This is a genomic window from Paenibacillus chitinolyticus, assembly GCF_045038035.1.
Lineage (GTDB): Bacteria > Bacillota > Bacilli > Paenibacillales > NBRC-103111 > Paenibacillus_F > Paenibacillus_F chitinolyticus_A.
Map to the genome: position 1 here is coordinate 1,277,221 of NZ_CP173427.1, position 19,956 is coordinate 1,297,176.

A 19,956-nucleotide genomic window follows, 5' to 3' on the forward strand; every position below is an offset into this window, starting at 1 on the left:
ATCTCCTTTGTCAGAGGCTTTTTTGCTTGCCGCGCGGAAGGGGCGGCAAGCAGCTGCGACAACGGCTGCTGCTCGCCCGGCCGCCCGCCGTCATGCGCACCATCCCGATGCCGCCAAGGGGCCCCCGCCGCGACGCCCGGCAGACACTCCTGCCCCGCCCGGCTGCGCCGCTGCCCCGCGGAGCCTGACGCGCAGCTCCCGCCGGCTGGCGTGCGGCAGGCGGGTGACACCCGCGCGCCGCTCAGCCGCAGCAGCGGCTCCTACAGCGTCACCGTTACGGCCGTCCCTCGTCCCGGCTCGCTTTCCGCCGCAATGGAGCCGCCGAGCCGCAAAGCCAGCTGCCTGGCGATCGCCATGCCGAGGCCGGTCCCACGCGTGGTGCCTTCCGTGTTCGTCCCGCGGTAATAGCGGTCGAACAGCTTACCCAGGGTCTGCTTATCCATGCCGACTCCATTATCTTCGACTCGAAGGGTGAACCCTGCTGGCGAGGAAGCGTCTCCCTCCGGCGCTTCCCGAAGGATGACCCGGATCTGCGTGGACGGAGGGTTATGGCGGACGGCATTGGCAACGAGGTTGTCGAGGATGCGGCGGAGCGCCTGCCGGTCAACGGAACGGACAAGCGCTTCTTTTTCCGGCTCGAACGACACGTTGGCGTGGGCGAACTCCGCATCGTTCACCACTCCCAGAATACAGCGGCGAACGAATTCGTTGAGCTCGGTTTGTTCCGCGGCCTGGGGCCTCTCGCCGTTGCTGAGACGGAAAGTCAGACTGAGATCGCCGATCAGCTCATCCATAAAATCCGCCTTATCTTTGATGATAGCCGCAAATTCCCGAATTTCCGGTTCCGTCCACGTGTAGTGGGGCGCTTCAAGCATATGGGCATACCCCTTGATGGAAGCCAGAGGTGTCTTTAAATCGTGCGAGATGCCGGAGATCCACTCGTCCCGCGTCCGCTCCAGACGCTCGCGGGCTTCCTCGGCGGAGCTTAACGCGCCGGACAGATGCTCCATTGACTGCATCACATCGCCGTAAAGGCGGTAGCGCCGCTTCAGGCGCCCGTCCCTGCGCCGGCTGCCCGATCTCCTTTTCGCCACGCCGGGCTCCGTATATTCACCCCGGCTGAGCCGGTGCAGCCAAGCGAGGATATGCACGATCGGCGTGCCGAAGCGGTGACCGTACCAGAACGCCGCTCCGACGAGCAGCACAAGCAGCCCGGCGGCCAGGCCGACGAATGCCGTGAGCACGACCTGCGCTTCCGTAGCCGGGAAGACGCTCTGCTCCGCGCTGCGCGCGGGGGCATGGACGATCCAGGTGCGGCCGTCCTCCAGGCTGCGCGAAGCGGAGGCGAACCCGTAACGCTCGCTGTATTGGCGGCGGAGCGCCAGATCCTGCAGCGTATAGACCGCGGGGATCGAATCCGGCCGGTTGTACGAAGCGAGCTCCCTGCCGCTGCGGTCGAGAAGCTGGAGAACGGCGCCGGACCGGTCCAGCCGCTCCCGGATGGAAGCGGGTATCTCCGGCTGCTTGTCCCCGGGCGGTCCCGCGGCGAGAATCTCGTCCAGCAGCACGTTTTCGGCGCTCCGCTTTCCGTAGAGCAGCGTATAGGTCCGGCCGTCTTTTTCTTCGATCCAGAGAAAAAGAGAATAGGGGAACGGCTTATTTCCCATCCAGTAATCGATAAATTGCCCGGGCTCGTACTGTGCCGGAACGTCGGCAGGCGTCCCGTAGGATTGGATAACCGCCCCGGTTTCGTCCACCGCCTGCAGCCAGCCTCCGGACCGGAGCGCTTTGTCCAGCAAAGCCTCGTCGAAGACCAGCTTCCCGTTCTCTGTCCGGACCGTTTGGACGAGCATGGACATGCCGGCTTTGCTGAAATCACGGTTCATTTCGAGTTTCGCCATGCCGGTGAGCATATAGGCGACGGCTCCGCCGATCAGCAGCAGAATAAAACCGCTCACGGTCACAAGCTGGATGACAAAACGGAGAATCAGCCGTTTTCGGACCGTCACGGTACGCGTACCTCCCGCGGGGCCGCCGGGCGTACAAGCTTGTAGCCGAGTCCGCGCACAGTCACGAGAAAGCGGGGATCGCCGGGATTTTCCTCGATTCGTTCGCGTATGCGGTGAATATGCACCATCACGGTATTGTCGTCCCCGTAGCTGTCCGTTCCCCATACCTGCTCATACAGCTGCTGCTTGCTGAAAATCCGGTTCGGATGGCGGCACAGAAATACAAGCAGCTGAAACACGAGCGCCGGACACGCCAGGCTTTGATCCTGCACCCGGAGTTCCCCGGCCTGCACGTGAACCTGGAAACGTCCGTAGTCGTAGTGTTCGGGAGCTTCTTCCGCCGACGAATAAGCGGCTCTCGGACCCCCGGCTTCCGGCGCGGATCGGACATTCCGTCTCAAGCGGGCTTTGATGCGGGCCGCTACTTCCAGAGGGTTGAACGGCTTCGTCACATAATCGTCTCCCCCCAGGGCGAAGCCGGTCAATTTATCGAGATCCGAGCCCCTGGCGGTCAGAAAAAGAATCGGCGCATCCGTTTCGGCCCGCAGCAGCGGGCAAATATCGAAACCGCTTTTTCCGGGGAGCATGACATCCAGAACAATCAGATCATAAGTCTGCCGCTTGCAGGACTCCAGAGCCTCCTCGGCGGTTGAGGCGGTATCAATCCTCGTAAAACCTTCTTTGGCAAGAACTTTCTCCAGCATATGCAAGAGAGCCGGTTCGTCGTCGACGATCAACAGCCGGGCTTCTTTCATACAAAACCGCTCCTTTATTCCATTCTTGTTCCCATCATATCACGACCGGGTGAACCCGTCTGAAACAACACCTTAACGGAACCTTAACGAAAGAGGAAGAGGAAGGCTTTGAAAATAAGCTTCCGGTAATGCGGCATTTCGGCTGAGGTAATGTCCGTATTGTACGCTAAACGTGCCGGAGCAGACAGACAAGACAGAGGCTCCGCGTTCTTCAAGAAATCGTAAAGGAGAGGGAGAAATGAGACGAACAACGACGATCTGGGGGATGGCAGCCGTACTGCTGCTGCTTCCGGGACTTGCCGGCTGCGGCAGGACGGAGGCGGAGCCGTCCTCGGCCGTTTCGCCTGCACCCCCGGCGGCTTCGCCGGATTCGGAGACAGAGGCGAAGTTTGAGCCGGGGAACCTTGCGGCCCTATTTTTGCAGGGGAAGATCAAAGAAATTTACAGCCGCTTCAGCCCTGAATTCAAGAAAGAGGTCAGTCTGGAGCAGTTAAGCGAACTGGCCGGGGACTTCAATAAAGACGTCCGCGCGTATAAGCTGCAGAGCAAATTGCCTCTCGGGGAGGGGGATCGTTACGTATGGACGGACGAGTCCGGGCAAAAAGGGCTGACGGCCGCTGTCGACGGCAAGGGGATCATCCGGGGGCTTCAATTCGTGCCTCTCAAGACGTATCCCGCTTCGGACGAAGCATTCAGCCGCACGGAATTTTCTCTTCCTTTCCGGGGGGAGTGGACCGTGTTCTGGGGCGGAACGAACGTGCTTCTGAATTATCATTACGAGCATGAATCCCAGCGGTATGCCTACGACCTTGTGCAAATCAAGGGAACTTCCAGCTATACGGGCGATCCGGGCAAGCTGGAGAGTTATTACGCGTACAACCAGGAAGTGACGGCTCCGGCTCCCGGAATCGTGAAGGCGGTGGAGAACGGCAAACCGGATAACGAAATCGGCAGGACCGACGAGAACAATCCCGCCGGCAATCACGTGGTCATCGATCACGGGAACGGAGAGTACAGCTTTCTGGCCCATTTCAAAAAAGGCACGATCACGGTAAAACCCGGGGACAAAATCGAACGGGGCCAGCTGCTCGGGCGTGTCGGGAACTCGGGCAATACGAGCGAGCCCCACATCCATTTTCACGTTGCGGACGGAGCGGATTTGTCCGGGTCGAAGTCGGTCCGCATCCGTTTCGAGGGGGGAGCCGCGCCCAAGCAGGGCGACGTTATAAAGGGAGTCCGCTAAGAGCCGGATGTCCTCCATTCCTTTTGTCGAAAGCCGCTCTTTTATCTATAGAAGGAATTTATGGAATCGGTTAAAATAGGTAAAAGAGATGCAACATATCGCATGAACGGCTCGTCAGAAAGAGTGGAGGTGAACATTATGAAAAAAATGACGAATATCGTCCTGTTGGCCTCGTTGCTCGTTTTCTCGCTCGGTTCCTCGGCCTTCGCGTTTTCCGATTTGAAGGGCAGTCCCGATGAGGCGGCCATTCAATCTCTGCAAGAGAAAGGAATCGTTGAAGGAATGGACGGCGACCGATTTGCACCGAATACATCGATGACGGCGGCTCAGGGCGTACAATTGATCGTTAAAGCACTTGATTTGAATCTGGGAAAAATCCGTTTCGTCCGCGCGCCCAAAGCGAGCGACAGCTTCACGAAAGCCAAGGATGACGTCTGGTATTCCGAATCGTTCATCATTGCCGCTATGAACAGTCTTCCGATCGGCCGGGATATCGATCCCCAGCAGACGCTGACACGGGAGCAGTTCGCCGAATGGCTTCATGCCGCGGTGGAGAAAACAGGTCCTTATCCGGTTGCGAACATGTTCGTGAACATCGCGGATCAGGCGGAAGTAACGCCGGGCAGCATGAACGCGATTCAGGTTCTGCTCCTGACCAAGATAGCCAAGCTGGACGATGCGTCGAAATTCAATCCGAAGAAGCCCGTTACCCGCGCGGAAGCGGCTGTAATGGCTTATAACGCGATGGAATTCGTTGCCAAGCACAGCAAAGCGGAGGAGCCTGCGACAGCTCCTTCCGAGGAAGAAGGCGTTAAGGTCATCGTGGAGAAACAGAGCGATGAGCTTAACAAGGTAACCCTTTCCCGCGGTCTTCAGCCTAACCCGGGCTACAGCATTACCATTGACCGGGTCGACTACGTGTCGGATTCGGAGGCCGTAGCCTACTACACGCTGCGCAAGCCCGACCCGGACAAAATGTATCCGGCCGTCATGACCGAAGCGAAAGCTTCCGTCACGGTCAAAGCCGGTTATAAGGTAACGGCTAAGCCGTCGAAGTAAACGGCCGCGGTATAAAGTCCCGGAGGTCCGGCAGAAGGGGAGTGAAGCTCCTCCGCTGTCTCGGACTTAGGGCGATGCCCGGCATCCCGAACACCTCCTTGAAATCGGATTCCGCGATTTCAAGGAGGTGTTCGGCGTTTTATAAGCAGCTCGGGGCCAGCGGCGGGCAATAGGCGATTATAGAAAGGCCGCTTGGGCGGAAGCTGCGGCGGTTCTATGACGGAAGAGAAACGGGGTTTGATTTCGTTTTCACCCGGGTCGAACAAGAAAAACGGCCGATTTTGTTCAACGGCAGCAGCCGGACATATCAAAAAGGACGCGGATCATCAGATCGCGTCCTTTTTTGATGTTTATCGCTGCAAGGAAGGGGCACTCCTGCCCTGCCAGGAGTAGAGGGATTGCACCGGCCGCCGGGAATCGGAGAGAGTGATCGCCAAGCTTCCCGTATCGTTGTTTCGCATCCGGTACCGCTGCCGGGTATCCTCATATGAAGAGGCTTGCGTCAGCCGGGAGCGAAAGTGCAACCCTGCAAGCTTTGCAACCCCGAAACCCGAAACCCGAAACCCGAAACCCGAAACCCGAAACCCGAAACCCGAAACCCGAAACCCGAAACCCGAAACCGTAACCCGTTTACCCCTAGCCCACCACTGCCACCGCCACCGGCTTGCTCGGCAGATGGTGAATCGAGCGGACATACCGGATCGTCCGCGTTTTCGCGCGCATGACGATGGAGTGCGTCTCGGCCCGCTCGGCGGAGAGAAAGCGCACGCCGCCCAGGAAATCGCCCGGCGTAATGCCCGTTGCGGCGAAGATGACATCGTCGTCGCCGATCATATCCGGCAGGCGCAGCAGCTTCGCCGGATCGTCGATGCCCATCGCGCGGCAGCGCGCCGCGTCTTCTTCGCCGGAGGGCATGAGGCGGCCCTGCAGCTCGCCGCCCAGACAGTGCAGCGCGGCCGCGGCCAGCACGCCTTCCGGCGCGCCGCCGGAGCCGATGTAGAGATCGACGCCGGATTCCGGGAACGCCGGCGCCATCGCCCCGGCCACATCGCCGTCGCTGAGCAGCTTGAGCCGGACGCCGACCCGGCGCAGAACGGCGATGTGCTCCGCATGGCGCTCGCGGTCGAGAATCGACACCGTCAGATCGGCGATGTTCTTGTCGAGCAGGCGGGCCGCCGATCGCAGCGTCTTCTCCAGCGGCTCGTCCAGACTCAGCTTTCCGCAGAGCGCGGGTCCGACGGCCAGCTTCTCCATATACATGTCGGGCGCGTGCAGGAGTTTGCCTTTATCTGCGGCCGCGATAACCGCGAGGGCGTTGTTGAGCGCCTTGGAAACGAGCTCCGTGCCTTCGACGGGGTCTACGGCAATGTCGACTTCCGGTCCGTCCCCGCTGCCTACGCTCTCACCGATATAGAGCATGGGCGCCTCGTCCATCTCGCCTTCGCCGATCACGACGGTTCCTTTCATGGAAACGGAACGGAAGGACTCCCTCATAGCGGCGGTTGCGGCGCCGTCCGCTTCGTTTTTATCCCCGCGTCCCATCCAGCGGGCGGCCGCAAGAGCGGCGGCTTCCGTAACACGTACGATTTCCAAAGACAGTTCTCTCTGCATCTTCTGTTTTCCCTCCACATGTTTAATATGACTCATATTTGAATTTATGTGTTGTACTAAATACTAATATATGATATAAAATAAGTGAAATCAATCCTTGTTTGAGGATTATTTCGAAATGTGCAGCCCAAATGCTGCATGTTATGCTCATGATGGGACGAACTTTCCTCTTTTTTAAAAAGATTGAAAGGGATTTCATCATGAACGGGATTATGACGTCATATATCTTCATTAAGAACCAACAACCAATCACAGAGGAGCGATGAAAACAATGAGCAAGGCGAAATCGGACGTCATGCTGGGAACTCTGCTCTGCAAATGGTGCAACGAGATCGTCGGGGAATTGGATACGGAGAAAGTCACGCTGTATTACACGCAATGTAAAGATGGCGCCTGCCGGGCGGCCGTAGACAAAGAGGGAGTGGGACACAATGAGCAAACAATGGCTGATGCACTTTTATGAGGGAAATCAATCACTAGCGGGACTTCTTGGCGGCAAGGGCGCCAATTTAGCCGAAATGACCCGGGCGGGGCTTGCCGTTCCCCCGGGGTTCACTCTGACTACGGAAGCTTGCAGAGCTTATTATATAGAAAGCCGGCTGCCGGACGGTCTGCTCGCGGAAGTGCGCGAAGCGATGGCGGAGCTTGAACAGCGCAAAGGACAGCGTTTCGGGGACGCGGCTTCGCCGCTCCTCGTCTCGGTCCGTTCGGGTTCGGTCACGTCCATGCCGGGCATGATGGATACGATACTAAACCTTGGCCTTAACGACGACACGGTGGAAGGCTTGGCCGCCGCCACCCAAAACCCCCGTTTCGCCTATGACTGCTACCGCCGCCTGATCCAGATGTTCGGCAGCGTCGTTTTCGGAATCGAGGGAGCCTGGTTCGAGAAAAAACTTCACGCGCTGAAACAGGCCGCCGGGACGGAATCCGACCAGGATATCCGGGCGGAGGACTGGCAGGAGCTGATCGGCACGTATAAAGCTCTAATTCTGAAAAGAGCGGGCGTCCCGTTTCCACAGGACGTTTACGAGCAGCTCCGGCTGGCCGTCGAAGCGGTTTTCCGCTCCTGGAACAACCAGCGCGCGCAAATTTACCGCCGGTTGAACGGAATCCCGGACGAACAGGGGACCGCCGTCAACATCCAGGCGATGGTGTTCGGCAATCTTAACGAAGAAAGCGGCACCGGCGTTGTATTTACACGCAATCCGAGCACGGGAGAGAGAGTCCTGTTCGGTGAATATTTGACGAATGCGCAGGGGGAAGACGTCGTCGCGGGCGTACGCACGCCGCAGCCGATCTCCAAGCTGGCGGGGGACATGCCCGCCGTTTACGAGAAGCTTGTAGGAATGGCGGAGCTGCTGGAGCGGCATTACCGGGATATGCAGGACATCGAATTCACCGTTGAAAACGGGACGCTTTACATGCTCCAGACGCGCAACGGCAAAAGAACGGCTCAAGCGGCCATGAGAATCGCCGTGGAGCTCGTCCAGGCGGGCATCCTGACGAAGGAAGAGGCGCTGCTCCGCGTAGAGCCTTCGCACCTGGATCAGCTGCTTCATCCGAGTCTGGATGAAAGCGAAGCTCCGGCCGCGCTGGCGACGGGCCTTCCGGCATCGCCGGGGGCGGCCTGCGGACAGGCCGTGTTCACGGCGGACGAAGCCGACGCCTGGGCCCGTGCGGGCAAAGCCGTCATTCTCGTCCGGACGGAAACGACGCCGGAAGACATCCACGGCGTACTCGCCGCGCGAGGCGTGCTGACGTCCCGCGGCGGCATGACGAGCCATGCGGCGGTCGTGGCGCGCGGCATGGGCAAGCCGTGCGTATGCGGCTGCGAGCTGCTGGCCATCGACAGCGAGGAGAAGCAGGCCTTCATCGGCGGAGTGGCGATCGGCGAAGGCGACTGGCTCACGATCGACGGCGCCACCGGGCGCGTCATGATCGGCGAAGTGCCGCTCAAGGAAGCGGATATGTCCGCCGAGCTTCAGCTGATGCTGGAGTGGGCGGACGACGTGCGGCAGATGAAGGTGTACGCCAACGCGGACAATCCCGAAGACGCGGCGAAAGCGCGCAGCTTCGGAGCGGAAGGCGTCGGCCTGTGCCGCACGGAGCACATGTTCCTGTCGCCGCAGCGGCTGCCGATCGTCCAGGAGATGATTCTGGCCGACTCGGATGCGGCCCGCGGAGCCGCGCTGGAGAAGCTGCTGCCGATGCAGCAGGGCGATTTCGACGCCATCTTCCGCGCGATGGCCGGCCTGCCGGTGACGATCCGGCTGCTGGACCCTCCTCTGCACGAGTTCCTCCCGAACCTGGAGGAGCTTGTGGCCCGCCATGCGCAATTGACGGCCGCCCGTGACGGCGCTTCCGGTCCGGATGCCGAGCTGCAGAAGCTGGAGTTCCTGATCCGTAAAGTCCGCGGTCTGCACGAAGTGAACCCGATGCTGGGGCAGCGGGGCTGCCGGCTGGGCATTCTGTTCCCCGAAATTTACAGCATGCAGATCGAAGCGATTTTCGGGGCGGCCCTGGCCTGCCTGGAAGACGGCGTGGACGTGTCGCCGGAAATTATGATCCCGCTCGTGGGTCACGCCAACGAGCTGCGCATTATGCGCGGGCTGGTCGACGAGGTTGCGGACCGCATGCTCGGCGACCTGCGCGCCCAGGTCAATTACCGCGTCGGCACGATGATCGAGGTGCCGCGCGCCGCGCTGACCGCACCGCAGATTGTGCAGCACGCCGATTTCTTCTCGTTCGGCACGAACGATCTGACGCAGATGACGTTCGGATACAGCCGCGACGACGCGGAGGGCAAATTCCTCACGCATTACGTCGAAAGCAAGCTGCTGCCGGACAATCCGTTCCAGGTGCTGGACCGCGACGGCGTCGGCCAGCTGATCGAACTGGCCGTTACCCGTGCGCGCGCCGCGAAGCCGAAGCTCAAAACCGGCGTCTGCGGCGAGCACGGCGGCGATCCGAAGTCGATCCGGTTCTGCCGGGAAACCGGTCTCGATTACGTATCCTGCTCCCCTTACCGCGTGCCGCTCGCCCGTATAGCGGCCGCGCAGGCCGAAATCGAGATCGCCGCGGAAGAAGCCGCCGCCGGGCAGCAAAAGATTGTATCCTGACCGCATTTTATATATCATGGAGATATACCCGATTCACCTGCGGGAATCCGCCCGTGAGGAGTGAGAGTCATACAGCTGTCTCAGCGCCAGATGGAAATTCTGGAACTCATTCATAAGCAAGCGCCCATAACCGGGGAGCAGATTGCCGAACAGCTTGGCGTAAGCCGTCCGACCATCCGCTCGGATCTGTCTCTTCTGGTGATGCTCGGCCATATCAACGCGAAGCCGAAGGTCGGTTATTTTCCGAACCAGTCGTTTCGCGAAGAACAGGCGGGCGGGCTGAAACTGAAAGTCAAACAGGTGCAGTCCATGCCTGTCATCGTACGCAAAACCGCTACCGTGGGCGACGCCGTCGTCGCCCTTTTTGTAGATAACGTGGGCGGTCTGGTCGTAGCGGATGAAGAGGGCATGCTGCTCGGCGTCATTTCGCCGAAAGACCTGTTGAAAGTGACACTGGGCAACCCTGCGGCCGCCTCCATGCCGGTTTCGCTGGTCATGACGCGCAAGCCGCAGCTCGTTACGGTGACTCCCGATGACGACGTCATCGAAGCCGCCCGTAAAATGGCGGAGAACCAGGTCGATATGCTGCCTGTGGTCGTGCCGCATGAGAACGGCAGCGATACGCCGTCTCTGGAAGTGGTAGGGCGCATCTCCAAAACAACAATGACCAAAGTGCTGCTCGACGCAGCCAGGAAGTGGTAAGGAAGGGGAACACATACCGGATGGTCCAGGATGCACATGAGGCGCAACAAACGATCACAATCTGCTCCGATTCTGTCGGAGAGACGGCGGAGACGGTCGTACGCGCCACAATCCGCCAATTTAACGGCCACAATGTCAAGATGCGGCGCATCGGACATATCAAGCATGAAGATGAAATCCGCGAGATTATGGAGGAAGTGCATCGCGAAGGCGGCTTCGTCGCTTATACGCTCGTCCAGCCTGAACTGCGGGAAATGATGAAAGAAGAGGCGATCCGCCTGGGCGTCCGTGCCATCGACATCATGGGGCCCATGATGCAGGCGTACATCGACACGTTCGACGGGGCGCCGAGCCGCAAGCCCGGCCTCATGCACGAGCTCGACGACGCCTATTTCCGGCGGGTCGAAGCCATTGAATTCGCCGTCAAATGCGACGACGGGCGCGATACGACCTCGATGATGAAAGCCGACATCGTACTCATCGGCGTGTCCCGGACCTCGAAGACGCCGCTGAGTATCTTCCTGGCGCACAAGGGCTACAAAGTCGCGAACTTTCCGCTCGTGCCCGAAGTGAAGCTTCCGAAGGAGCTGTTCGAGTTCCCCGGCAGCCGCATCGTGGCCCTCACCATGAACGCGGAGAAGCTGTTCAAGATCCGGATCGAGCGGCTGAAGACGCTGGGCCTGCCGTTCGGCTCCCAGTATGCCACCATGAACCGGATCAACGAGGAGCTGGAGCATGCCAGCAGTATTGCGAAGCGGCTCCGCTGCCCGGTCATTGACGTGACGGACAAAGCCATCGAGGAGACGGCGGGTCTGATCATTGAGTTTTTGCAGGCGTAACAAACCACCGCTTGAGCGGTTGGGTGAAGCTCCCCGGTTATGGACCGGGGGGGCTTTTTTTGTGCTGTATTTTCATTAAATGCAAGCAGTAGATGGGTTAATGCAATGGGTTAATCCAATATTTGACAATACTTAGTTGTGCCATTAGCATGAAATTATCTTGACCTGGCCCTATTGGGCAAAAAAGGAGCGGAATTCATGCCTTTTGTCCGAATCAAAAAGTCCTCTCTGATCATCGGGACCGTTATCCTGCTGCTTGCGCTTTCCCCCTTTGCTTATTCCCGGTACACCCTTTATAAACTCGAAAATGGAATTCTGGCTTATTTAACCGAAACGAAACACTACCAAGAGGAGGAAATCCTCAGCATTGAGGCAAAAATCAGCAAGAGTCCGAGATATCCGATCTATGTAAAATTCGCGGACGAACCCGATATCACGTATCTCTACATATACAGGGACGATAAGTACATTCAAGCTCCTCCCACCAGGGATGCTCGCGGAAACCTGATTCTTCACAAACATACCGAAAAAGAGACGTTATGATCGTTTTAAACCTTCGCTTGCTTATGATTATTGTAAAAAGAGGAGGGACCTTCCGTGAAAAATAGAAGACTTTATTATTTTCTGGGGGTAGTAGCAATTCTGCCGGCCTGGTATTTTATAGACATTCGAATGAACATCAGCAACTATGAAAAAGAGCTAAGAAAGTACCTCATTGAGTCCAGGAAATATGCCGATGAGGAGATTTTAAGTTTAGAGGGGGAGCATAGTAAACTTCCTGCATACCCCGTTTACGTTAAATTTAAAAATGAGCCCAACGTAACCTATGTGTATACCCATATCGGGGACAAGTGGATTCAACTCGGAGGAGCCCGGGATCAATATGGAAATCTGCCTAAGTACAAACATGATGAAAACCCGAACTTGATAAAATAACAAATCAACCGGAATTATCAAAGCGGCACGGCATTACCGGGAGCAAGAGCGCGCATGCTTGTCCGAAGAAAAGCTAATAGGGAGGAGATGAACTCATCTGTCATGGTCGTGTTTACTATAGACATTAGAAAAGTATATGTGTACACCCATCGTCTTCAAAAGAACGGCACATTTAGAGAGGTCAATCAAAACTTGAACATACAAGAGGGAGATGCGGTGTTTGAGGATTACGATCTTGCCGAACAATGGATGAAAAACAACCCCGTGGTTTACGTGGATGATGAAAAAATTTATAACGAGTCTGAAACCTATTCGTTTGGATCACCCGCTTTCAACATCAGGCAGCATCGTACATCACTTCCCCAAAATATTTTCTTCACGAAAGAGGGAGTCGCGAACGTTCTGGAAAATGGCAATGACGAAGTTAACCATGTTCTGGTTGTCGATTACGACGGAATTGTACATTCACTACCGGAATGCAGCAATTTACGCGGTTACGCTGTAAGATTCGAGACTTTTATAGCTGGAAAAGGTTATGTGGGGCCCACAGGTAATCTCCGTCATCTGGATGAAACCTATCGTGCTTTGTTAGATGCCTGGGTCGAGCATTTGCATCACGGAGATGAGGCTTACAGGGATTATGACATCGGGAAGATCACGGTAGAGGAACTGCAAAAAGAGGCGGAAGCTTTAGTGGCTAAGATGAGGACCCTGGGTTCTGAGAAGGAGAGTTGATTAACTTTTGACCTATTTTATTACTTTTATCCTTAACTTTATAGTAGCTTACTTTATTTATGACGATTCCAGTTTCCTTAAACCTTTCATCCATTCTGTCTTTATACTGATTTTGGTGGCCGGGATGGATTTAATTTCGAAAAACAAAAAGAAAAGAATGGACCGTTTGAGTCAAAGCGCAAATAAGAAATAAACAACGGAGGATGGGCTGATTAATTCGATAATCACCAGGAGGTGTTCTTGTATGAAAGACATAATATATAGTGTGCTCATCGCCATCCTCATAACAATAGCCGCCTCTTACGTCGAAAGACCTGTTAGCCTTTATTTTTTCGTGATTTGCCTAGTTATCTGTTACGTTGTAGGCTGGATCGTTGAAAAGATAAGCAAATATATTTCAAAAAATAAAAAGAATAAGCAATTTAAAGGTTAATGGAGGGTGACGGAATAAATTCAGGGAATCTATCATCCGGTCACTTTTGTAGTTGACAAATGGAGAACTCGCCTTCGTAAATAGAAACATTCAATAAGGTTCCGTCTGATTTCTTAAACATGTAAGTTGCGCCCATACTTAGATCCCCTGCATAAGTCCAGCCATGTTTTTCAATTTGTCTCTTATAGCTGTTTTTCAAGCCATCTGTCTGATGAATGCCCGGAGCTGTATAAACGTGTATGGTGCCTGCTGAATCCGGAATGGTTTTTTTGAGAACGGCGTTACGTGGGACGGGATACCCTTCTGGTGAAATCGTGTATTGAGCTGTTCCTGACCAAAAAAGGTAACCAACACACAAAATAACCAAAAGTAAAGCTGATATAAACATTTTTCTCATAGTCTACCGCCTTCTTGATTTTGTCACTATTTTTAATGCTGGTGGATATGCAACTAAAAAGAACTCCGATAAGAAGACTCTTACAAACGATACTCCTTTAACAGCAGAAAGTTACGATTTTCATGTTTTTTTGAGCGTTATACAAAAACCACCCCCAAACAAGAAAAGACCTTCCGTTATCCCCCAAAGGATGGACGGAAGGTTTTAACCAATAAAAGAAGAAAGAAAGGACAAGCTTTCTTAATCTATCTATTCCTTCGGAAAATGCCAACGACAACAATATACACTTACCCCAGGTCGTTAAGGAAGACGTCGAGCATAAATCCTTTAATTGGGGTGAGGAATGGGAAAAGGATTTCCGCGATGCAGACCGAGAACGTAGACGTAAATCCGAACGCCCATTAACCGCAAAAGAAAAGGCGGATATTGAAGAAACTCAGAATAGCCGAACGGTGACTTATTCGCTATCAGACGAAATGTTCGAAGCAGCATTCGGGGTTAAAAATAATACTTCGACTTCTTGTTAAAGTCACAATTAGTATAACTGTATATATGACAAGACGTGTACTCCTACGGGTTCGGGGTTCGTCTTTTTATTTACCCGTAGCGTCACAAATTGTATAACGCGAGGTGACATAATGAATGCAATTGAACAGTGATACAGTCCGCCTTATCCGGGCGAACACGCAAATGAACCAAGTACAACTTGCTAAAATCGTCGGGATTTCACGCGCACTACTTGCAAAGATCGAAACTAATGCGAAGCCGATTTCGAATAGCGTCGAAAGGCGTATTCGTACCGCATTCGGGCTAGACGACGAGAAAATAAGTCAACTACTTAACAATGCGCTTTACAGCGTACCGGGGAGGAATTAACCAATATTACCAGACTGCCCCCCGCTAATATGAAGAACATTTTGAATGACTTTATGTAGGACTGCAACGAAACTTAATGAATTTTTTATGGAATCGGAGTTAACTATTTACTTATTACGCCGATATATTACAAATAACATATACTTCAATGAAGAGAGAGGTCCGCGATGCAAACGAATGGTATTTACGCATCATCAACTCCAAGCACTATAGTAGCAAAGAATAACCAGCTTGCTACTAAAGTGCTTGTCCCTGCAAGTAACAATGCTTCTGATGCAGTAGAGATGTACACCCCGAGTGTGATTGATAAAGGACAACAAGAGCTTCGTGCATTGGGAGGCCAGTGGATTGTTGGAAGGGAATTTACATCAGTTCAAGGTACGGACTACTCAAAGAATTTTCTGGATGATGTAAGCGGGTTTCTGGTAAAAAGCGCATATGAGCGTGATCTACTGCTTCAGCGTTACACAGGAGACGAATTGAGTCAGCATCTTGAGCAATACGATAAGCAAGTTCAACTCAAAATAGAGGATATCGCGCAGACAACAGCGAGCACTTTGTCTCAATATTTGAATTTTGAAAATGATTCTATTTTTGGAGGTAGCAAAGAGACACAAGGAGAGTTCCTCTCCACCTATAAGCCGATCTTCGACAAGGATGAGTTGACCGATCGTATTAAGAATATGCTACAGGAACAGTCCCGGCTTCTGGGCAAGTTACAGGAGGAGCAGGGGGACCAGTGGCAGCAGATCATGGAACAAGGCGGCAAGGGGATTACAGACTTTCGGGATTTACTGAAGGAGGAGGCAAGTAAAGCCTCTGTAGGAGAATCTACCTCTTTTCAAGATATTAGTTACCGTGACGTAGCAGGAGTATTCGATGCACTGGTACACACAACAGCTAAAGCTATGAACACGTTTACTTTTGATACGGAATGGATGGCTAACAATTTAGGGACCGCACGTCTCAAGCTGGATCTTTATTTGCAACAATCGCCTATGTCGTCAGCGATTAAGGAGCAGCTCACGCAGTCCATAGATAAGGCAATGAGTACCAAGATGGGAATCGCAGAATATGACGACTATAAACTCTCTCTTATCTCAACGCCTTCCTTCCGCAAACAATTTGCTTCACATCAAGAAATGTCATTGGAAATAAAGCGAAAGTACAGCGCCCATCTACAAGACCTTAATGCCAAGAAGTCTGTAGGAACGATCATGTGGGAGAGCATGAAGGGATTATTGAATCAGAAGCCGGAAGATCTTCTCAGTGGCCTGATGAACGCCTCCAATAGTCTGCATCACAGCCTCATATCAGCACCGAGTATGCAAGGGGATGTAGGTCCAAAGGCCAAGCTTGAATTTGCAAACCAGGTACGAGATGCGAATCTAGAGGACTGGAACAGCTTCATTTCTTCTCTGAATATGGGTCAACAGCAGAAGAGCGCGCTTACGATACCCAAGAATAGTATTGATATTAAAGTATAGTCGTGAATAATGTAGAGCTTCTGTCCGGAATTCAGCCGGGTAGAGGCTCTTCATATGTGTTCTAGTTCGCAGCTTCAATTCCCGATAAGGGGAATATCAAGCCGAATATTGCGAATGAACCTGAAAATGGGTAAGAGCTAACCGTCATCAGCAGTGGACCGTGGGCATTGGCGCCATTTTCAAAAGTGAGTACGGTCTCGAGAAAATAGGGGAAACAATATATGTCCCAACTCCTCTGTCGAAGAAAAATGCACAAATGTAAGGACATTGTACACAAACGACACAAATCAGAAGACATTATCGCGAAGCGGTCAAACAAGCGTTAACCCAGCTTAACGAGATTGACGATTACGAAGACTTCGATCGTGTTCGTATCGTCATGAATCGTTTGATTGATCGTATCGAACTTAACGTTGCCGGCGTTGCCGACGTCTATTCGGTACTGGGACAAATATAGGGAATTACTACGGGGGGCGTACATGCTCGCCTTTTTTCGTTATATACGCTGATTTATTAGAATACCATCAATTTTGCGTGATACATAACACACTACATTCGATATATGGTTACGCATGGTCTTCTCGCTGATAAAAAGCTGCTGTGCGATATCCTTCGTCGTTTTGTCCTGTACGAGTAATTCAAAGACTTCGCGTTCACGATTTGTGAGTAAGAATTTGTTTTTATGGTCGCTGCCCTTCAAGGGCAAATATTGTTGTTCACTTACTTTCACTTCTAGTCACTTCTAGTCACTTCATATCACTTTTAAACACTTGCTGTAACTGGGTTTGTCCTATTTTCCTTTCACTTATTTTCACTTCTCTTCATTTCGTTTCGTCTGCTGTATTCTGCTCTTTTTGCATCAAAATTGCATCAAGTGCATCAATCATTCTCGTTATAAAATACAGGGCTATTCGGGACTGTTTTTTCGTTCATTTGCTCATTTAATTACCCGTTGAAAATCATTCGAAAATCAAGTCATAACCGTGCGACGTTTGCCTTTAAACGTGTTATATTTATAGCATAGGAATAAAGAGAGCAGCCCGAATTGATCGGAGCTGCTCTTTGTTTGTCATCAAATAAAGGAAATTCACACAGGCCCAAGAAATTAACTGTATAAGTTTTCTTGGGGTGAAGAGTATGGAATTGTTAGATATTGCATGGACATGGATAGTTACTGATGGTTGGCAATTCATTGTATCTATATTAGCAGGAACGGGCGCAGCAAAATTATTCGCTGATTATAGCTTCAAAAAAAGGCTTGAAAAAGATAAGCAGGTTCTGAATAAGGAACTAGAAAGCCACAAGAAAGAACTTAACGTGGAGTTGGAAAATCACAAGCAGTCTCTATCTGTCATGACAGAAAATAGCAAATTTGATTATCAGAGAATGATGCATGATTTTAGTCTGTATAGAACCAAAAAACATGAAATATATCCGGAATTATATAAAATGATGGTTGGATGGCATAGTGAGGTTAAGCCTCTATATAAAAATTGGAATTGGCCTAATTTCAGCAAGTTTACTAAAGAAATTATGAAAAGGTACTTAATTGACAACGAAATTAACGAAGATGTTGCTGATAATTTATTAATGGAATGGAACACAGGAAATAAGAATATAAATGAAATAAAATATCGATTAAAACGAGTGTCTTATCAAAAAGCGACTAAAAATCTTCGGGACGCATTTAATTTTTTTGTATCGAATGAATTATTTTTTACAGAGGACATTTCTAAAGTCTCCTTTGAACTTCATAGGCTGGGGATAAAGTACTTTGACGCAATGTATTTATACATTATGAAAAAAAGTTATGATTTAGAGATTTACGACATTACGGAAGACGCCATTGAAAGAAAGATTTACGAAATTGATGAAAAAATAGCTACCCTTAAAAAGTTATTAAAAGATGAATTATCCATTGCAGATTATGTTGCAAAGTGAAGCTATACAATGATGAGAAGTCACAAAACGTATTCTGCTAACATTAACTAGGGTTTCTGCATACATTAACTACACTTCATCCATTGTTATTGTACCGCATCTACTACAATAACTCGATTCAACTGGCATTGATGTATACATTAACTACACAAAAGAAAAGAAATTAAATTAAATAAAACATACATAGTCATGACCTGTCGGATCATGACTTTTTGTCATGCCTTTAAAATTGATTCTAAGGCGTTTTATGTGCTGGACATAAAAATATTCGTTTGTAGATAGAAAACCCAAATAGACGGCATTATGTTCGTCTGAGGATGAAATAAAGGATATGTTTGGAAGTGGAGTGAGGATATACCACCAAAAGCGAGAAAACCGTGCAATTCTCCATACTGTCCTGAACTCACTACAGAAAGATATTGGGATAAGCACGCAAAAGAGAAACAGCAGTTACAGGATCGACAGAGAGGGAGGTAGTAATAATTTGGAAGGTGAAATGACACAAAATGTTGAATTAAAAACCTTATTAGAATAAATTGGGGGGAAATTAAAATGTCAATTGCTGAGAGTTTAATGCATAGTACTATAAGGATAGTAAGTAAAGATGACAACGGAGAAACCATAGGGACGGGTACAGGTTTTTTTTATCAAATTTTATGCGATATCGAGAAAAAAACTAATGTAATAGTTATAGTTACAAATAAGCATGTGGTGGAACAAGGCTCTGGGGTTGAATTAATCTTTAATATAAGAGGCAAAGATGGTAAGCCAGTCTTAAACGACCATCAAACGTTCTATCTTCCAAAAAGCGATAAATTGTGGATTAACCACCCAGAAACTGATGTAGACCTGTGTATATTACCTATTGGAACTTTGTTGAACTTAGCAATGTCTAAGAATGTGCACTTATTGGCAATTCCCTTTCCTGAAAAAATAATTCCTGCTGCTGAAGAGTTATCAAAATTTACGGCCATTGAAGAAATAGTGACTGTGGGATATCCAAATGGAATTTGGGATGAGGTAAATAACCTCCCTATAATTAGAAAAGGGATAACAGCAACGCATCCATCTATTGATTACACTGGTAAAAAAATATTTTTGATAGATGCAGGTATTTATCCAGGTTCAAGTGGATCGCCAGTGTTATTGTACAATAGTACTTCTTATGCTGATTCAACAGGTGAAATATATTTTGGTGATCGAATTCATTTACTAGGAATAGTCTATGCGACATTTAATAATATTGGCACCGGTAAAGTATATATTGATAAGGAAAATGATGTGCTATTCACCACGCCAAATCACTTAGGCTTAGTTATAAAAGCTGAGAAACTAAAAGATTTCAAGCCTATTATTAAACAGATAGTAAAAAAAATTCCTCAAGGACACATTTGAATAATTTTACAAAAGTCACTTATCAGAGTGACTTTTTATTTTCATATGCCAAGGGGGGGAATAATTACCAAAAAAAGGTTAACCCTTTCTGCAAGACTGCGGCATGGCTCAAGTGTAGGGAAGTTGCCTTGATTCGGGATAACTTTCTGTGTCAGCCCTGCTTTAAGAACGATCGCCTTGTATCTGCTGAGATTGTGCATCATATCAAAGAGCTGGAACGATACCCGGAGCTTGGGCTGTCATTGGACAATCTAGAGAGTGTATGTACATCGTGCCATAACAAGCTGCATCGAGAGAAGGGAAAAGGTAATAAGCTTGAACGGAAGATGCGTATGACGACGGTGATCGAAGTTAAAGCGAACATTGAGAGGTTGTGACCGGATGTTCGATACTTTGAATTGACTTGTGAGGCGCTC

At 51.1% G+C, this 19,956-nt stretch carries 18 protein-coding genes and 1 pseudogene; 13 read left to right on the plus strand and 6 right to left on the minus strand.

Annotated features, from left to right (window positions below; translation table 11 throughout):
* Positions 1 to 260: 260 nt before the first annotated feature.
* Both ACI48J_RS05935 and ACI48J_RS05940 read right to left on the minus strand, forming a co-directional pair.
* Positions 261 to 2,009, minus strand: coding sequence for a sensor histidine kinase (locus ACI48J_RS05935; protein WP_405082143.1), 1,749 nt, complete (start codon positions 2,007 to 2,009; stop codon positions 261 to 263).
* Positions 2,006 to 2,764 carry a response regulator transcription factor gene (locus ACI48J_RS05940; RefSeq protein WP_405082145.1) on the minus strand — a complete coding sequence of 253 codons (759 nt, stop codon included), beginning with the start codon at positions 2,762 to 2,764 and terminating at the stop codon, positions 2,006 to 2,008. Before ACI48J_RS05940 ends, ACI48J_RS05935 begins: the two co-directional genes overlap by 4 nt.
* A gap of 238 nt (positions 2,765 to 3,002) precedes the next feature.
* On the opposite strand from ACI48J_RS05940, the gene ACI48J_RS05945 reads away from it, so the two are divergent.
* Together ACI48J_RS05945 and ACI48J_RS05950 are read left to right on the plus strand one after the other, a co-directional pair.
* Positions 3,003 to 4,007, plus strand: a complete 1,005-nt coding sequence (locus ACI48J_RS05945; RefSeq protein WP_405082146.1) for a M23 family metallopeptidase — start codon at positions 3,003 to 3,005, stop codon at positions 4,005 to 4,007.
* A 138-nt stretch (positions 4,008 to 4,145) separates the two neighbouring features.
* On the plus strand, positions 4,146 to 5,066 hold the full coding sequence (locus tag ACI48J_RS05950) for an S-layer homology domain-containing protein (RefSeq protein ID WP_326056562.1): 921 nt from the start codon (positions 4,146 to 4,148) through the stop codon (positions 5,064 to 5,066).
* Between the two features lie 636 nt (positions 5,067 to 5,702).
* Here ACI48J_RS05950 and glpX read toward each other — a convergent pair.
* Positions 5,703 to 6,677, minus strand: coding sequence for a class II fructose-bisphosphatase (glpX, locus tag ACI48J_RS05955; RefSeq protein WP_009675444.1), 975 nt, complete (start codon positions 6,675 to 6,677; stop codon positions 5,703 to 5,705).
* 271 nt (positions 6,678 to 6,948) lie between these two features.
* Here glpX and ACI48J_RS05960 point away from each other — a divergent pair, with 271 nt between their 5' ends.
* From ACI48J_RS05960 to ACI48J_RS05990, 7 genes are all read left to right on the plus strand, one after another.
* The gene (locus ACI48J_RS05960; protein WP_217558289.1) at positions 6,949 to 7,140 is read left to right on the plus strand and encodes a GapA-binding peptide SR1P; all 192 of its coding nucleotides are present in this window, start codon (positions 6,949 to 6,951) and stop codon (positions 7,138 to 7,140) included.
* On the plus strand, positions 7,109 to 9,799 hold the full coding sequence (ppdK, locus tag ACI48J_RS05965) for a pyruvate, phosphate dikinase (RefSeq protein WP_405082147.1): 2,691 nt from the start codon (positions 7,109 to 7,111) through the stop codon (positions 9,797 to 9,799). The genes ACI48J_RS05960 and ppdK overlap by 32 nt, the downstream gene beginning before the upstream one ends.
* 90 nt (positions 9,800 to 9,889) lie before the next feature.
* Positions 9,890 to 10,501 carry a helix-turn-helix transcriptional regulator gene (locus ACI48J_RS05970; RefSeq protein WP_042230609.1) on the plus strand — a complete coding sequence of 204 codons (612 nt, stop codon included), beginning with the start codon at positions 9,890 to 9,892 and terminating at the stop codon, positions 10,499 to 10,501.
* 20 nt (positions 10,502 to 10,521) lie between these two features.
* On the plus strand, positions 10,522 to 11,340 hold the full coding sequence (locus tag ACI48J_RS05975) for a pyruvate, water dikinase regulatory protein (RefSeq protein WP_009675440.1): 819 nt from the start codon (positions 10,522 to 10,524) through the stop codon (positions 11,338 to 11,340).
* 198 nt (positions 11,341 to 11,538) lie between these two features.
* On the plus strand, positions 11,539 to 11,883 hold the full coding sequence (locus tag ACI48J_RS05980) for a DUF3139 domain-containing protein (RefSeq protein ID WP_405082148.1): 345 nt from the start codon (positions 11,539 to 11,541) through the stop codon (positions 11,881 to 11,883).
* A 54-nt stretch (positions 11,884 to 11,937) separates the two neighbouring features.
* A complete protein-coding gene (locus ACI48J_RS05985; protein WP_405082149.1) occupies positions 11,938 to 12,276 on the plus strand; it encodes a hypothetical protein in 339 nt (112 codons plus the stop codon).
* A gap of 102 nt (positions 12,277 to 12,378) precedes the next feature.
* Entirely contained in the window at positions 12,379 to 13,011 is a 633-nt protein-coding gene (locus ACI48J_RS05990) for a hypothetical protein (RefSeq protein ID WP_405082150.1), read from the plus strand.
* A gap of 473 nt (positions 13,012 to 13,484) precedes the next feature.
* Here ACI48J_RS05990 and ACI48J_RS05995 read toward each other — a convergent pair whose 3' ends face one another.
* A complete protein-coding gene (locus ACI48J_RS05995) occupies positions 13,485 to 13,841 on the minus strand; it encodes a hypothetical protein (protein ID WP_405082151.1) in 357 nt (118 codons plus the stop codon).
* A gap of 1,043 nt (positions 13,842 to 14,884) precedes the next feature.
* Here ACI48J_RS05995 and ACI48J_RS06000 point away from each other — a divergent pair.
* On the plus strand, positions 14,885 to 16,204 hold the full coding sequence (locus tag ACI48J_RS06000; RefSeq protein WP_405082152.1) for a hypothetical protein: 1,320 nt from the start codon (positions 14,885 to 14,887) through the stop codon (positions 16,202 to 16,204).
* A gap of 322 nt (positions 16,205 to 16,526) precedes the next feature.
* On the opposite strand, the gene ACI48J_RS06005 is transcribed toward ACI48J_RS06000, so the two are convergent.
* On the minus strand, positions 16,527 to 16,685 hold the full coding sequence (locus ACI48J_RS06005) for a hypothetical protein (protein WP_405082153.1): 159 nt from the start codon (positions 16,683 to 16,685) through the stop codon (positions 16,527 to 16,529).
* A 66-nt stretch (positions 16,686 to 16,751) separates the two neighbouring features.
* A pseudogene (locus ACI48J_RS06010) lies at positions 16,752 to 16,904 on the minus strand (LuxR C-terminal-related transcriptional regulator); the annotation flags it as partial.
* 437 nt (positions 16,905 to 17,341) lie between these two features.
* Here ACI48J_RS06010 and ACI48J_RS06015 point away from each other — a divergent pair.
* From ACI48J_RS06015 to ACI48J_RS06025, 3 genes are all read left to right on the plus strand, one after another.
* Complete coding sequence (locus ACI48J_RS06015) at positions 17,342 to 18,145, plus strand: hypothetical protein (protein ID WP_405082154.1); 804 nt, start codon at positions 17,342 to 17,344, stop codon at positions 18,143 to 18,145.
* 552 nt (positions 18,146 to 18,697) lie between these two features.
* Entirely contained in the window at positions 18,698 to 19,540 is an 843-nt protein-coding gene (locus ACI48J_RS06020; RefSeq protein ID WP_405082155.1) for a serine protease, read from the plus strand.
* A gap of 194 nt (positions 19,541 to 19,734) precedes the next feature.
* Positions 19,735 to 19,917, plus strand: a complete 183-nt coding sequence (locus tag ACI48J_RS06025) for an HNH endonuclease (RefSeq protein WP_405083185.1) — start codon at positions 19,735 to 19,737, stop codon at positions 19,915 to 19,917.
* Positions 19,918 to 19,956 lie beyond the last annotated feature (39 nt).

Excerpts from the sequence above, each read along its gene's own strand:
- ACI48J_RS05940 (WP_405082145.1), bottom strand. The coding sequence starts at position 2,764 with ATGAAAGAAGCCCGGCTGTTGATCGTCGACGACGAACCGGCTCTCTTG.
- ACI48J_RS05945 (WP_405082146.1), top strand. The coding sequence starts at position 3,003 with ATGAGACGAACAACGACGATCTGGGGGATGGCAGCCGTACTGCTGCTG.
- ACI48J_RS05950 (WP_326056562.1), top strand. The coding sequence starts at position 4,146 with ATGAAAAAAATGACGAATATCGTCCTGTTGGCCTCGTTGCTCGTTTTC.
- glpX (WP_009675444.1), bottom strand. The coding sequence starts at position 6,677 with ATGCAGAGAGAACTGTCTTTGGAAATCGTACGTGTTACGGAAGCCGCC.
- ACI48J_RS05960 (WP_217558289.1), top strand. The coding sequence starts at position 6,949 with ATGAGCAAGGCGAAATCGGACGTCATGCTGGGAACTCTGCTCTGCAAA.
- ppdK (WP_405082147.1), top strand. The coding sequence starts at position 7,109 with ATGAGCAAACAATGGCTGATGCACTTTTATGAGGGAAATCAATCACTA.
- ACI48J_RS05970 (WP_042230609.1), top strand. The coding sequence starts at position 9,890 with ATGGAAATTCTGGAACTCATTCATAAGCAAGCGCCCATAACCGGGGAG.
- ACI48J_RS05975 (WP_009675440.1), top strand. The coding sequence starts at position 10,522 with ATGGTCCAGGATGCACATGAGGCGCAACAAACGATCACAATCTGCTCC.
- ACI48J_RS05980 (WP_405082148.1), top strand. The coding sequence starts at position 11,539 with ATGCCTTTTGTCCGAATCAAAAAGTCCTCTCTGATCATCGGGACCGTT.
- ACI48J_RS05990 (WP_405082150.1), top strand. The coding sequence starts at position 12,379 with ATGGTCGTGTTTACTATAGACATTAGAAAAGTATATGTGTACACCCAT.
- ACI48J_RS05995 (WP_405082151.1), bottom strand. The coding sequence starts at position 13,841 with ATGAGAAAAATGTTTATATCAGCTTTACTTTTGGTTATTTTGTGTGTT.
- ACI48J_RS06000 (WP_405082152.1), top strand. The coding sequence starts at position 14,885 with ATGCAAACGAATGGTATTTACGCATCATCAACTCCAAGCACTATAGTA.
- ACI48J_RS06005 (WP_405082153.1), bottom strand. The coding sequence starts at position 16,685 with ATGTACGCCCCCCGTAGTAATTCCCTATATTTGTCCCAGTACCGAATA.
- ACI48J_RS06015 (WP_405082154.1), top strand. The coding sequence starts at position 17,342 with ATGGAATTGTTAGATATTGCATGGACATGGATAGTTACTGATGGTTGG.
- ACI48J_RS06020 (WP_405082155.1), top strand. The coding sequence starts at position 18,698 with ATGTCAATTGCTGAGAGTTTAATGCATAGTACTATAAGGATAGTAAGT.